This window comes from Pantoea sp. X-Soil-MYKO-1289 (assembly GCF_059730625.1).
Genome location: NZ_AP036004.1, coordinates 1841080 through 1855466, shown reverse-complemented (window position 1 = coordinate 1855466; position 14387 = coordinate 1841080). Strand labels below are relative to the sequence as shown.

Below are 14387 nucleotides of genomic sequence, written 5' to 3'. Positions count from 1 at the left end.
TCACCTATTCTTACGTTGTACTGTCCGTTTCGTTATCAACCAGAATTCTCATTTCGATGCGTCGTCATCGAATCCCAACCTTCATCATCCATCACAACTTACAGATAACCTGTCATGAAAAAGACCAAGATCGTTTGTACTATCGGCCCGAAAACCGAATCTGAAGAGATGCTGACCCAGCTGCTTGAAGCCGGCATGAACGTTATGCGCCTCAACTTCTCGCACGGCGACTACGCCGAGCACGGCCAGCGCATCGCCAACATGCGCGCGGTGATGCAGAAAACCGGTCGTCAGGCCGCTATTCTGCTCGACACCAAAGGTCCGGAAATCCGCACCATGAAACTGGAAGGCGGTAACGACGTTTCCCTGAAAGCGGGACAGACCTTTACCTTCACCACCGACCAGAGCGTAATCGGCAACAGCGAACGCGTCGCCGTCACCTACGCCGGCTTTACTGAAGATCTGAAAATCGGCAACACCGTACTGGTAGACGATGGTTTGATCGGCATGGAAGTAAAAGAAGTGACGGAAAACACCGTGGTGTGCACCGTGCTGAACAACGGCGACCTCGGCGAGAACAAAGGCGTTAACCTGCCGGGCGTCTCTATCCAGCTGCCTGCGCTGGCGGAAAAAGACAAGCGCGACCTGATTTTCGGCTGCGAGCAAGGCGTCGACTTCGTGGCGGCCTCCTTTATTCGCAAGCGCTCCGACGTGCTGGAGATCCGCGAGCATCTGAAAGCCCACGGCGGCGAACATATTCAGATTATCTCCAAGATCGAAAACCAGGAAGGCCTGAACAACTTCGACGAAATCCTCGACGCCTCTGACGGCATCATGGTGGCGCGCGGCGATCTGGGCGTAGAGATCCCGGTAGAAGAAGTGATCTTCGCCCAGAAGATGATGATCAAGAAGTGCAACAAGGCGCGCAAAGTGGTGATCACCGCTACCCAGATGCTCGACTCGATGATCAAGAACCCGCGCCCTACCCGCGCGGAAGCGGGCGACGTGGCCAACGCCATCCTCGACGGCACCGATGCGGTCATGCTTTCTGGCGAGAGCGCCAAGGGCAAATACCCGCTGGAGTCTGTGACCATTATGGCCACTATCTGCGAGCGTACCGACCGCGTGATGAAGTCACGCATCGACGCGCTGGAAGATTCCCGTAAGCTGCGCATCACAGAAGCCGTTTGCCGTGGCGCGGTGGAAACCGCCGAGAAGCTGGAAGCGCCGCTGATCGTGGTTGCTACCGAAGGCGGCAAATCCGCCAAATCGGTGCGCAAATACTTCCCGGACGCCACTATCCTCGCGCTGACCACCAATGAGACCACCGCACGCCAGCTGATCCTGAGCAAAGGCATCGAAACGCGTCTGGTTACCGAGATCGCCTCTACCGACGATTTCTATCGCATCGGCAAAGAAGCGGCGCTGGAAAGCGGCTATGCGCAAAAAGGTGACGTGGTTGTAATGGTATCGGGCGCATTAGTACCAAGCGGTACCACAAATACGGCCTCAGTACACGTCATTTAATTCGTTTGAGCATTTATTTAAAAGCGCCTTCAGGGGCGCTTTTTTTATTCCGTCACTAATACAAAACCGGGAAATTTCCAATCGATAATAACTATTCAATATCCTCCGAAATTAAGGTTAATCCGATTAAATCTCTCTGTTTTCGCTAAATATTTTTATCATATGCGGTTAAGCGCTGCTTCTTTGAGCGAACGATCAAGTTTAAGCATCTTCTCATCAAAAATTTATTCTCAACTTAAAAAGCTTTGTGTAATACTTGTAACGCTACATGGAGATTAACTCAATCTAGAGGGTATAAATAATGAATCGTACTAAACTGGTACTGGGCGCGGTAATCCTGGGTTCAACTCTGCTGGCTGGTTGCTCAAGCAACGCTAAAATCGACCAGCTGTCTTCAGACGTTCAGACTCTGAACGCTAAAGTTGACCAGCTGAGCAACGACGTGAACGCAATCCGTTCTGACGTGCAGGCTGCTAAAGATGACGCAGCTCGTGCTAACCAGCGTCTGGACAACCAGGCTCACTCTTACCGTAAGTAAGAGTTCTGGTATTAAAAATGGCGCCCATGTGGCGCCATTTTTTTTGCCCTGATTTTGCCGCCGGGATACGGCGGCGACTGTCGGGCTCAGGGTGTGGTCTGCGCGCTCTGCGCCTGCTCTGAGACCGCCTCAGACGGCTCTGCCACCGCCTCCCCGCTCGATACCAGCACCGGCATGCCGGAACGACGCTCCAGCGCCGCTTTGATCAGCGCGCTGTCGCTCTGCGGACTTTTGATAAACTTCTTCATCGCCGGGCTGAGCGCTATCGGCATGGTCTGCGGATCGTCTTTATCGCTGTGCGACAGCGGCTGATGCACTTCGACATAGCGCTTTCCGTCCGGCTCGACGGCATATTTTACCGGCTGGTTGATCACCTGCACCCGCGTCCCTTTCGGCACGCTGTTGAACAGCGCTTCGATATCCTGCGGACGCAGGCGTATGCAGCCGGAGCTGACGCGCATGCCGATGCCGAAATCGGCGTTGGTGCCGTGGATCAGATAGTTGCCGCTGCCGCGCGCCAGACGCAGCGCAAACAGCCCCATCGGGTTTTCCGGGCCGGCAGGCACCACCGCCGGCAGCGTAATGCCATCTTTAGCGTAGCGCTTGCGGATATTGACGGTTGGCGTCCAGGTCGGATTAGGTATCTTCTGGCTGATGCTGGTCACCATCACCGGCGTCGCGGCGCCGAGCTGGCCGATGCCGATGGGATAGACGATGACCTTGTCTTCGCCTTTGGGGTAATAATAGAGGCGCAGCTCGGCCAGGTTTACCACAATCCCCTCGCGCGGCGTATCCGGCAGCAGCATCTGCTGCGGCACCACTAACTGCGTGCCCGCCTTTGGCAGCCAGGGATCGGTGCCGGGATTGGCCTCCAGCATGCTCAGCAGCCCAATCTGGTATTTCGCCGCAATCGCTTCAAGAGGACGTTTGTCGTCGGGAACGGTGGTTAACTGATTTTCGCCGATAAGGCGGCTGTCGGCGGCAGGAAGCGGGTATTCCTTGGAGAAAGCCGGCGAGGCAAGTCCAACGCTTAGCAGCAGCGCACCGGCGAAACGTAAGGCTGATTTCATGCAATCTTCTCTTTCAGATAAAAAAACAGACGCCTGTTGGCGTCTGCTAGTTTACCTCAGAGGAGATTTTGAGCGTTATGGCGAATTGCCCGAATCATCGCTTCAAGGCCCTGCGAACGCGACGGCGTCAGATGCTGGGTTAACGCCAGCTCGGCGAACCAGTGCCGCACGTCCAGCGCGACGATATCGGCTGCCGTCAGGTTTTGATACAGACTAAATACCACTGCAATCAATCCCTTAACGATAGCGGCGTCGCTGTCCCCTTCAAACGCCAGGGTGCCGTCGCTCTGCGGCGTCATCTTGATCCAGACCTGGCTCTGGCAGCCGGAGATAACGTTTTCCGGCTGATGCAGGCTTTCGGATGATTCTGGAAGTTTTGCGCCCAGCTCGATGATGTAGAGGTACTTCTCTTCCCAGTTGGCGCAACGGTTAAAGTTGCGCACCAGTTTCTCTTTATCTGGCAACGTGGCCATGACTGACTCCTGAACTCTGCTCAACCGCCCAGCAAACGATGAATACGGGTCAAACCCGCCGCCAGACGATCGGCCTCTTCTTCGCTGTTGTAGAAGGCGAACGAGGCGCGGCACATGGCCGGCACGGCGAAATGGCGCATCAGCGGCATGGCGCAGTGGTGGCCGGTGCGGATGGCGATACCGTATTGATCAAGGAAGCTGCCGACGTCGTAGGCGTGATGCTTGCCCAGATTAAAAGCGATGACGCCTGCGCGATCCTGCGGGCCGTAGATCACCAGATCGGGCACCGAGGCGAGCTTATCGAGCGCGTAGCGCATCAGCGCCTGTTCACGCTGCTGAATCGCCTCAAGACCGATCTCTTCCACATAGCGCAGCGCCGCGCCGAAGCCGATAATCCCGCCGGTGTTAGGCGTGCCCGCTTCGAAACGCCAGGGCGCTTTGTTCCAGGTCGTGCCGACAGGCAGCACCACCTGATCGATCATCGAGCCGCCGCCTTCCCAGGGCGGCATCTCGTCGAGCAGCGCTTTGCGCCCGTAGAGAATGCCGACGCCGTTAGGGCCGTAAATTTTGTGGCTGGAGAAGACGTAGAAATCGCAGTCGATATCCTGCACGTCGACCTTGCCATGCATCACCGCCTGCGCGCCGTCCACCAGCGTTACCAGCCCGGCGGCTTTCGCCTGCGCCACCAGCGCTTTAACCGGGTTAACGGTGCCGAGCACGTTGGAGACGTGCGTCACCGCCAGCAGGCGCGTACGGCTGTCAATCAGCCCCGCCAGCGCGTCGATCGCCAGCTCGCCGTTGTCATTCAGCGGCAGCACGCGGATCTCTGCGCCGGTGCGCTGCGCCACCATCTGCCACGGCACGATATTGGCGTGGTGCTCCATCTCGGTGATGATCAGGTTGTCGCCTGCCTGCAGCTGGCTTGCGCCCCAGCTGTTCGCCACCAGGTTGATTCCCTCGGTGGTGCCTTTGACGAACACGATCTCTTCCGGCGAGGAGGCGTTAAGAAAACGCGCCGCCTGCAGGCGGACGTTTTCCATATCGGTGGTGGCCTGCGCGCTCAGGCTGTGAATGCCGCGGTGCACCGCCGCATAGCCATGCTGATAAAAATGGCTTTCGGCGTTAATCACCGCCAGCGGACGCTGGGCGCTGGCCGCGCTGTCAAGGTAGGCCAGCGGATGACCGTTGACCTCACGCTTCAGGATCGGGAAGTCGGCCCTGATACGTTCGAGATCGAAGTTCATCATGAGGCATCTCCAGGGAAACGCGCCGCGATGCGTTGCAGAACCGCCTGACGCAGCGTCTCATCATCCAGCGCTTCGGTCAGTTCAGCCGCAAAAGCGTGAATAATCATCTGCTGCGCCGCTTCTTCCGCGATGCCGCGCGAGCGCAGGTAGAACATCTGCTCATCATCAATGCGGCCGATGGTCGCGCCGTGGCTGCACTTCACGTCGTCAGCGTAGATTTCCAGCTGCGGCTTGGTGTCCACTTCCGCCAGACGACCCAGCAACAGGTTGTTGTTGGTCATCTGCCCGTCGGTTTTCAGCGCGTGCTGCGCCACTTTGATGTGGCCGTTAAACACCGCGCGGCCTTTGTCGCGCGAGATGGTTTTATGCAGCTGACGGCTCAGGCAGTAGCCTTTGTTATGCTCCAGATAGCTGCGGGTGTCCGCCACTTCCGAATTCATCGGCAGCACCAGACTGTTCAGCGACAGCTGGGTGTTTTCGCCGTTGAGCTGCACGCTGGTGTTGTGACGAGAGAGGCCCGCGCCCAGCAGGAAGCTGGTGCTGCTCACCTGCGCATCGCGACCGATAACGATATCGTTATGGGCGAAGTGGTAGCTGCTGCTCTCTTCAAACGCCAGCTTGATATGTTTCAGCTGAGCATTGTCGCCGACCGCGAAGGTAAAGCGCGCGCCGGTGAAGTGCTGTGCGCCGTCCAGCGTGACGTAATGCTCGATAACCTGCGCCTGGGCGCTCTCTTCCAGCTCGAAATGGTGGCGATGATGCACGGTGTTGAGCGCATCCGCCTGGCCGCTGGTGATATGCAGCAGGTAGAGCGGACGCGCCGCCGCCTTGCCGCGCGCCAGGCGAATCGAGGTGACCTCTTCCGCCAGGCTTTCGGTCAGATGCAGAAACACTTCCGGCTGCACCGGCGCCGGCAGCGGGCGGCGCTCGGCGGCGCGGCTATGCTGAACGGCGAAGAGTTCGGTATCGGCCGCGCTCAGCGACGGCTGAAACTGGCCGTCGACAAAAACCAGGCGGATCGCGTCCAGCGGCAGCGCCAGCGCGTCGACCTGCGCCTGACTCAGGCTTTTCGCCTGCGGCAGCGCGAACTGGTGGGCCAGAAGCCCATCCAGCGCGGTGTATTTCCAGTTTTCGTGCTTACGCGTCGGCAGACCGACGCGCATCAGCTGTTGCCAGTGCTGCTGAGCCTGCAGCGAGCGTAACTCGCCGCGCGATTCAAACAGATGGTGCCACTGCTGCAGGGCGTTATCACTCTTCGTCGGTAAGCCAGCCATAGCCTTGCTCCTCCAGCTGTTTCACCAGCGTAAAGTCGCCCGATTTGACGATCTTACCTTTGTACAGCACGTGCACGAAGTCTGGTTTGATGTAGTCCAGAATACGCTGATAGTGGGTCACGATGATAAAGGCGCGCTTTTCGTCGCGCAGGCTGTTGACGCCCTCTGCGACGATTTTCAGCGCATCGATATCCAGACCGGAATCGGTTTCATCAAGGATGCACAGCTCCGGCTCCAGCGCCGCCATCTGCAGGATGTCGTTACGTTTCTTTTCGCCGCCGGAGAAGCCGACGTTGACCGAACGGGTCAGCAGATCTTCCGGCATCTTCAGCAGGTGGATCTTGTCTTCGATAAAGTCCTGAAAGTCGAAACGATCCAGCTCTTCTTTACCGCGATATTTACGCACCGCGTTGACCGCGGTCTGCAGGAAGAACTGGTTGCTGACGCCCGGGATCTCGACCGGATACTGAAACGCCATAAAGATGCCTTCGCCCGCGCGATCTTCCGGGTCAAGCTCCAGCAGATCTTTGCCTTTGAAGCTCACGGAACCGCCGGTGATTTCGTAATCTTCACGGCCAGCCAGCGTTGCAGAGAGCGTGCTTTTGCCTGAGCCGTTCGGGCCCATAATGGCGTGCACTTCGCCCGGTTTTACTTCGAGGTTAAGACCGCGCAGAATCTCTTTGTCTTCAACGCTAACCTGTAAATCTTTAATGCTTAACATACTTATTCCTTCACATTGCTTCCGGCAACGCGTGTGACGGCATCAGCCCACACTGTGCTCAAGGCTGATGGCTAACAGTTTTTGCGCTTCCACGGCGAATTCCAGTGGCAGCTCAGAGAAAACGTCTTTACAGAAGCCGTTGACGATCATTGAGATCGCATCTTCTTCGCTGATACCGCGCTGGAGGCAGTAAAACAGCTGATCTTCGCCGATGCGCGAGGTGGTCGCCTCATGCTCCAGCTGAGCGGTGTTGTTGCGGGTCTCGACATACGGGAAGGTATGCGCGCCGCAGTCGGGGCCGATCAGCATCGAGTCGCACTGGGTAAAGTTACGCGCGTTGGTCGCGGTCGGCATGATTTTCACCAGGCCGCGATAGGTGTTCTGGCTCTTACCGGCAGAGATACCTTTAGAGATGATGGTCGATTTGGTGTTTTTACCAATGTGGATCATCTTGGTGCCGGTATCCGCCTGCTGACGGCCGCTGGTCAGCGCCACCGAGTAGAACTCGCCGATGGAGTTGTCGCCGCGCAGGATACAGCTCGGGTATTTCCAGGTAATGGCGGAGCCGGTCTCGGACTGCGTCCAGGACATTTTGCTGTTCTCGCCTTCGCACAGCGCGCGCTTGGTGACGAAGTTCAGAATACCGCCTTCGCCTTCGCCGCCTGGGAACCAGTTCTGCACGGTGGAGTACTTCACTTCCGCGTTTTTATGAATGATGACTTCCACCACCGCCGCATGCAGCTGATAGGTGTCGCGCACCGGCGCGGAACAGCCTTCGATGTAGCTGACGTAGCTGTCTTCGTCGGCAATCAGGATGGTGCGTTCGAACTGACCGGTTTTCGCCGCGTTGATGCGGAAATAGGTCGACAGCTCCATCGGGCAGCGCACCCCTTTCGGGATATAAACGAAGGTGCCGTCGGAGGCGACCGCGGAGTTCAATGCCGCAAAGAAGTTGTCGTTAGCCGGCACCACGGTGCCGAGATACTTCTGCACCAGCTCAGGGTGTTCCTGAATCGCTTCGCCGAACGAGCAGAAGATGATGCCCTGCTCCGCCAGCTTGCCGCGATAGGTGGTGGCGACGGAAACAGAGTCGAAAATCGCATCGACCGCCACTTCGCGCCCTTCGCGCACCGGCACGCCCAGCTGATCGAACGCCTTCTCAACTTCCTGCGTCAGGTAGTTGTTGGTCTCTTCGATGCCCGACGACTGCAGCGCGCCCGGCTCAGAGGCGCAGCTGTCGTCGCAGTTGCCGCACGACGGCGCCGAATAATAGCTGTAATCCTGATAATCCAGTTTGTCGTAATGCGCTTTCAGCCAGTGCGGCTCTTCCATTTCAAGCCAGGCGCGAAAGGCTTTAAGACGAAACTCCAGCATCCACTCTGGCTCGTTACGTTTAGCCGAGATCGCGCGCACCACATCCTCGTTGATGCCGTGCGCCATTTCGTCGGTTTGCAACTGGGTAAAGAAGCCCTCTTTGTAGTTGAGCTTGCCTTCCCACATTTGTACATCGTCAGATGTTTCGCTGTGTCGTGACATATTTCACTTACTCGACGCCAAAGCTTTCACCGCACCCGCAGGCGTGTTGAGCTTTAGGGTTATTGAATTTAAAAATCTGGTTCAGGCCTTCGCGGACATAATCCACTTCCGTGCCGTCGATAAACGGCATCGCCTGAAGCGGCACGTAGAGCGTTGCGCCGTTATGGGTAAACTGCAGATCGTCGTCGGCAGGCTCTTTCACCAGATCCATGACGTAGCCGAAACCGGCGCAGCCGGATTGCTTCACGCCGAGATGCAGACCTTTCACTTCAGGATCTTGCGCCACCAGGCTAAGAATTTGCTTTGCCGCGGAATCAGTCAGCGTGACCCCTTTCCAGACGAAATCATCAGGAGAGAACGTTGCTGCATTTACAGATGCCATGTTGTTACCTCGTAAGTCCGGACCTTTTCAGGCTATCCCCCTATGGTAAGGATCTGGACGATCACTTCAACCTCTTGTTTTGCAGGGATAATCATCTTGTGCTCTTTTTAATCGCTGCTTTATTAAGCATAGCTGCTTCACAGGCCTTTGCGGCAAGGCCGCGCGCGCCTGAACCAGCGGTCTAACCTGTTAAAAATACGTAAAATTTTTTTCAGCCAGTTATTAATAATTTCTTATTGATAGGTTACGCCTTTATCGCTTACGCAAAAATTGTTCTTGCCGATTTTATTAACAGGCTAAGTAAATCGTAAAAATTTTCGCGCGGCGCAATTGCATTCCGGCCCCAGTTGAATATGATAATTATTATCATTCAACATCCGAGGTGGCGCCATGACGCTCTCCGTCTCTGCCTGGCTGCAGGGCAAAATCGACGACTATAAGTTTTCCGTGCGCGATATCACCGTTGATTTCTATCTGGCGCAGGCAAAGCTTGACCGGGCCCACTCTACTATTCATCAGCTGCGCCAGTTCAACGACACCTGTCTGGATATGGCCGAAATCTGCCAGATCAACGGAGACGATCAAAGTTATCTGTACGCCATGGGCAAGCTGCACCACCGGCTGGTGCAGGAGATGGGCAACAGCGAGCGCGACAGGCTGTTCCGCATCCAGGCCTGGCAGCTGGCCCGCCTCTCACTCACTCGCCTGTGCCATCAGCTGGCGCTGGTGGGAGAGTGGGACAAGGCCACCGCGCTGCAGAGCGACTTCGTGCGTCACGCGGGCTGGACATTCTAATCCAGCCGCGTCGTGACGTCGCGCACAATTTCGTTACATCAATGCCAGCAGCGCCTGCAGCGGATGCCGCATGCCGTTGCCTTCCAGCCTTTTAACCTGGCTGCGGCAGGAAAAGCCGGTCGCCAGGCAGCGCTGGCGCGGCAGTTTCTGCAGCTGCGGATGCCACGACAGCCCATAAATCCCCAGCGAGTTGTCGAGATTCTTGCTTTCATGGCCGTAGGTGCCCGCCATGCCGCAGCAGCCGACATTAATATTCTCCAGCCGCGCGCCGAAGCGCGAGAAGATCTCCTGCCACTGGTTCGGCGTGTTGGGCAACGCCGTCACTTCGGTGCAGTGCGCGAACAGATACCAGCTTTCGCCGCTGCCCGGCACAGCTTCGCGCGTGCTGACCACCTCGCGCAGCCACTCATGCACCAGCTGAACGTGAAAATCGCCGCGCTTGTCGCCAAGCGTCTGCTTATATTCATCGCGATAGCAGAGCACCGTCGCCGGATCGACGCCCACCATCGGCATGCCAAGCTTCGCCACCCGATTCAGGAAGTCAGCGGTTTTGCCGGCGGTGCGCGCAAAGCGCTGCAGAAAGCCTTTAACGTGCTGCGCCTTGCCGTTCGGCATAAAGGGCAGCAGCACCGGCCGCAGGCCCAGCTTTTCGATCAGGCGAATGAAGTCGGCGATCAGCTGCGCCTCGTAGAAGCTGGTAAAGGGATCCTGCACCACCAGCACCGTTTCGGCGCGCTGCGCTGGGCTCAGCGCCTCAAGTTTCTCCAGCGTCATGCCCATCGCCGGATGGCCGCTCAGCTCCTGCTTCAGCGAAGGCGACGAGAGCAGCGGCAGATCGACCATGCCGATATGGGTTTTGCCTAGCTCGCGCATCCAGGGCTGGCGCAGAAAGAAGTTGAACGCCCTGGGCGCTTTCGCCATCAGCGGCGCATAGCTCTCGACCGCCGCCACCAGATGGTCGCTTACCGGGCGCAGATAGCGCGTATGGTAGAGCTGCAAAAAACGGGCGCGAAAATCGGGCACGTCGATTTTGATCGGGCACTGGGTCGAGCAGGCTTTACAGGCGAGACAGCCGGACATCGCCTCATGCACCTCATGGGAGAAGTCATATTCGCCCTTGCTGGCGTGCCAGCTGTTGCGCACGCGGCCGATCAGGGCGCGCAGCGACAGGCTGTTTTCCGGCAGCTGCTTTTCAAGCTGCTGCGGATCGACGCCCTGCTCCGCCAGCAGGCGCAGCCATTCGCGCGTCAGGGTGGCGCGTCCTTTCGGCGAATGGATGCGGTTGCGGGTGATCTTCATGGAGGGACACATCGGGCTGCGCGCATCGAAATTGAAGCAGAGGCCGTTGCCGTTGCACTCCATCGCGCCGCGCCACTCGCTGCGCACCGTCAGCGGGATCTGGCGGTCATAGCTGCCGCGCTTGGTCGCGTCGACCTGCATCATCGGCTCGTTGCTGTCGATGGGGGTACAGATCTTGCCGGGATTCATGCGGTTATCGGGATCGAACGCCGCCTTGATGCGGCGTAGCTCGTTGAACAGCGTTTCGCCGAAGAACGCCGGGCTGTATTGCGCGCGAAACCCTTTGCCGTGTTCGCCCCAGAGCAGCCCGCCGTAGCGCGCGGTCAGCGCCACTACCTCGTCCGACAGGGTTTTCATCAGCATCTCCTGCTGCGGATCGCACATATCGAGCGCCGGACGCACGTGCAGTACGCCCGCGTCGACGTGGCCGAACATGCCGTAGCTCAGGCCGTGGCTGTCGAGCAGCGCGCGAAACTCGACGATATAGTCGGCAAGGTGCTCCGGCGGCACGGCGGTATCCTCGACGAAGGGGATCGGCTTGGCGCGCCCTTTGGCGTTGCCCAGCAGGCCTACCGCTTTTTTCCGCATGTTATAGATGCGCTCGATGCCGTCGAGATCCTCGCAGAGCTGATAGCCGATTACGCCGCCCTGTCGCTGCGCCATCAGGCTCTCCAGCCGCGCGCAGAGCGAAGCGACCTGCTGCTCGATCAGCGCGCCGTCGTCCCCGGCGAATTCGACGATATTGAGGCCGAGCATCTCTTTCTCCGGCACGTCGGTAATCAGCTCGCGCACCGAGTGCCAGACGATATCTTCCCGCGCCAGGTTAAGCACTTTGGAATCCACCGTTTCTACCGACAGCGCCTTCGCCTCGACCATAAAGGGCGCGTTGCGCAGCGCGGAGTCGAAAGAGTCATATTTGATGTTCACCAGCCGGCGCACTTTGGGAATGGGCGTAATATCGAGCCGCGCTTCGGTGATAAAGGCCAGCGTGCCCTCAGCGCCGCACAGCAGCCGCGTCAGGTCGAAAGTCTGCATATCGTCGCTGAAGACGTGACGCAGATCGTAGCCGGTGAGGAAGCGGTTCAGCTTCGGAAATTTTTCCAGGATCAGCGCGCGCTGCTCGCGGCATCGCGTCAGCACCTGCTGATAGATGCGCCCTTCCGGCGTCGCGGTCTGCGCCAGCGTCTCCGCCAGCGCGGCGGCCATCGGCCGGGTATCGAGAATATCGCCGCCGAGCAGCACCGCGCGCAGGCCCAGCACATGATCGGAGGTTTTACCGTAGACCAGCGAGCCCTGGCCCGAGGCGTCGGTATTGATCATCCCGCCCAGCGTCGCGCGGTTGCTGGTGGAAAGCTCCGGCGAGAAGAAAAAGCCGTAGGGCTTGAGCCAGGCGTTAAGCTGATCCTTGACCACGCCCGCCTCGACGCGCACCCAACCCTGCTCGAGGTTAATCTCCAGGATGCGGTTCATATGGCGCGACATGTCCACCACGATGCCCTGGTTCAGCGACTGGCCGTTGGTGCCGGTTCCGCCGCCGCGCGGCGTGAAGATCAGCTCGTTAAAACGCGCCTCGCCCGCCAGACGCGCAATCAGCGCGACGTCGGCGGTGGAGCGCGGAAAAAGCACCGCGTCCGGCAGCAGCTGATAGATGCTGTTGTCGGTGGACATTAACAGACGGTCGGCGTAGCTGGTGGCGGTATCGCCGGTGAAGCCCTGCGCCTTCAGCGCGTCGAGGAATGTCAGCACCCGTTGAACGAGGCCGGGCGCCTGAGAAATCTGTGGGATCATTATTGGGAGACCAGATGTTGTAAACGTTTGCGTTGCTTGTTTTGTCTGAACGTTCCGTTTTAACACATTTTTTTCGCGCTCGCTGTTTTTTCAGGAAAGGGAAAAACCGCTGCTTTCACCTCTGTTTAAACAGGACAAAATAGCTCATCATTAAACCGGGCCTGATTGCCCCCTAATGAAGGATTATTTGAGGTCGTTCTCTGTTATGAAAAACCTGCACCGCACCACGGATATGCCGCAGAGGCTCTTCACGCTGCTCTTTATCCTGCTGATGATCGTCGCCTGCATCTGGATAGTTCAGCCTTTTATACTGGGTTTCGCCTGGGCGAGCATGGTGGTGATCGCCACCTGGCCGCTGATGCTGCGCGTGCAGCGCCTGCTGTGGAACCGGCGTTCGCTGGCGGTCATCGTGATGACGCTGCTGCTGTTGCTGCTGTTTATTATTCCCATCGCGCTGCTGGTCAACAGCCTTATCGACAATAGCGCGCCCGTTATCGCCTGGGCGACGCAGGGCCATATGGAGATGCCGTCGCTGCTGTGGCTGAATGATATTCCAGCCATCGGCGACAAACTCTTCTCCAGCTACCACAAGATGGTGGCGGGCGGCGGATCCGCCATTATGGCGAAACTGCAGCCCTACGTCGGTCGCACCACCGGCTTCTTTGTCGCGCAGGCGGGCCACTTCGGTCGGCTGATGATCCATCTCGGCGTGATGCTGCTGTTCAGCGCCCTGCTGTTCTGGCGCGGCGAACAGGCGGCGCAGGGTATCCGCCACTTCGCCTTTCGCATGGCGGGCCGTCGCGGCGACGCCACGGTGCTGCTGGCAGGTCAGGCGATCCGCGCCGTTGCGCTCGGCGTGGTGGTGACCGCGCTGGTGCAGGGCGTGCTGGGCGGCATCGGCCTGGCGCTTTCCGGCATCCCCTACGCCACGCTGCTGACCGTGCTGATGATCCTCTGCTGTCTGGTGCAGATAGGGCCGCTTATCGTGCTGGTGCCCGCCATTATCTGGCTCTACTGGAGCGGCGACACCACCTGGGGCACGGTGCTGCTGATCTGGAGCTGCGTGGTCGGCACGCTGGACAACGTGCTGCGCCCAATGCTGATCCGCATGGGCGCCGATTTGCCGATGATCCTGATCCTCTCCGGCGTTATCGGCGGACTGGTTGCCTTCGGCCTGATTGGTCTGTTTATCGGTCCGGTGGTGCTGGCGGTCTCTTACCGACTGGTCTCCGTCTGGATGCATGAAGCCCCGCCGCCGCCAGAAGGCGATCTCGCCAGCGTGGTGGAGATCCTGTCCGACCACGACGAAGAACAGCTGCCTTCCTGAAACCGGGTTCAGGGCGGTTAATCGCCCTGACTCATTTGCGCCGCGGTAGTATTTTTTTTCATTAGCGGTTTTTAAGAAAAAACGCAGTTTTCGGCCATGAGGCCGCATATCAGCGGCGAATAGTTTATTTTTCGCACTGGTTTACCCCGATATTACGGCTAAACAGGTGACAAAAGTTTACTGGCTTTAAACTAATAAGAGGATTCTTAAAGACTCAGAACCGCGCGATGAATAACATGATTCCTAAGTTTGAAATCAACCTACTGATTTTTAAACAACCTTTTTCCCCTGAGTAAAGTGAAGAATTGCTGTGTGTAGTCTTTGCCCATCCCCTGTGATGGGCTTTTTTTTGGCCTGAAGAAAGTAAAAAGGCCAGCAAAGCTGGCCTTTTAGCGACAATTTACCTAAAT

The 14387-nt window shown here is 58.0% G+C and carries 12 protein-coding genes and 1 other RNA gene; 5 read left to right on the top strand and 8 right to left on the bottom strand.

Annotated features, from left to right (window positions below):
* Positions 1-114 precede the first annotated feature (114 nt).
* Complete coding sequence (gene pykF, locus AC6I7Z_RS08880) at positions 115-1527, top strand: pyruvate kinase PykF (protein ID WP_286871258.1); 1413 nt, start codon at positions 115-117, stop codon at positions 1525-1527.
* A 301-nt stretch (positions 1528-1828) separates the two neighbouring features.
* Entirely contained in the window at positions 1829-2065 is a 237-nt protein-coding gene (locus tag AC6I7Z_RS08875) for a major outer membrane lipoprotein (RefSeq protein ID WP_007374746.1), read from the top strand.
* An 86-nt stretch (positions 2066-2151) separates the two neighbouring features.
* Here AC6I7Z_RS08875 and AC6I7Z_RS08870 read toward each other — a convergent pair whose 3' ends face one another.
* Genes AC6I7Z_RS08870 through sufA form a run of 7 tightly spaced genes read right to left on the bottom strand, consistent with a single transcriptional unit; the run spans position 2152 to position 8768 of the window.
* Positions 2152-3135, bottom strand: a complete 984-nt coding sequence (locus tag AC6I7Z_RS08870) for a L,D-transpeptidase family protein (protein ID WP_497813907.1) — start codon at positions 3133-3135, stop codon at positions 2152-2154.
* A gap of 56 nt (positions 3136-3191) precedes the next feature.
* Positions 3192-3608 (bottom strand): cysteine desulfuration protein SufE, encoded by a 417-nt coding sequence (sufE, locus tag AC6I7Z_RS08865; protein ID WP_033789826.1) that lies wholly within the window; start codon positions 3606-3608, stop codon positions 3192-3194.
* 20 nt (positions 3609-3628) lie between these two features.
* Positions 3629-4852, bottom strand: coding sequence for a cysteine desulfurase SufS (gene sufS / locus AC6I7Z_RS08860; protein WP_497815418.1), 1224 nt, complete (start codon positions 4850-4852; stop codon positions 3629-3631).
* A complete protein-coding gene (gene sufD / locus AC6I7Z_RS08855; RefSeq protein ID WP_497813906.1) occupies positions 4852-6129 on the bottom strand; it encodes a Fe-S cluster assembly protein SufD in 1278 nt (425 codons plus the stop codon). The genes sufS and sufD overlap by 1 nt, the downstream gene beginning before the upstream one ends.
* Complete coding sequence (sufC, locus tag AC6I7Z_RS08850; RefSeq protein WP_033789824.1) at positions 6104-6850, bottom strand: Fe-S cluster assembly ATPase SufC; 747 nt, start codon at positions 6848-6850, stop codon at positions 6104-6106. The genes sufD and sufC overlap by 26 nt, the downstream gene beginning before the upstream one ends.
* Before the next feature lie 42 nt (positions 6851-6892).
* A complete protein-coding gene (sufB, locus tag AC6I7Z_RS08845; protein ID WP_081137338.1) occupies positions 6893-8386 on the bottom strand; it encodes a Fe-S cluster assembly protein SufB in 1494 nt (497 codons plus the stop codon).
* Between the two features lie 7 nt (positions 8387-8393).
* Positions 8394-8768 (bottom strand): Fe-S cluster assembly scaffold SufA, encoded by a 375-nt coding sequence (sufA, locus tag AC6I7Z_RS08840; RefSeq protein ID WP_033789823.1) that lies wholly within the window; start codon positions 8766-8768, stop codon positions 8394-8396.
* Between the two features lie 390 nt (positions 8769-9158).
* Here sufA and AC6I7Z_RS08835 point away from each other — a divergent pair, with 390 nt between their 5' ends.
* A complete protein-coding gene (locus AC6I7Z_RS08835; RefSeq protein WP_497813905.1) occupies positions 9159-9563 on the top strand; it encodes a hypothetical protein in 405 nt (134 codons plus the stop codon).
* A 33-nt stretch (positions 9564-9596) separates the two neighbouring features.
* Here AC6I7Z_RS08835 and ydiJ read toward each other — a convergent pair whose 3' ends face one another.
* On the bottom strand, positions 9597-12650 hold the full coding sequence (ydiJ, locus tag AC6I7Z_RS08830; RefSeq protein WP_497813904.1) for a D-2-hydroxyglutarate dehydrogenase YdiJ: 3054 nt from the start codon (positions 12648-12650) through the stop codon (positions 9597-9599).
* A 205-nt stretch (positions 12651-12855) separates the two neighbouring features.
* On the opposite strand from ydiJ, the gene ydiK reads away from it, so the two are divergent.
* Both ydiK and rprA read left to right on the top strand, forming a co-directional pair.
* Entirely contained in the window at positions 12856-13977 is a 1122-nt protein-coding gene (ydiK, locus tag AC6I7Z_RS08825) for an AI-2E family transporter YdiK (RefSeq protein ID WP_497813903.1), read from the top strand.
* 244 nt (positions 13978-14221) lie between these two features.
* Positions 14222-14330, top strand: an RNA gene (rprA, locus tag AC6I7Z_RS08820) — antisense sRNA RprA.
* Positions 14331-14387: the final 57 nt, after the last annotated feature.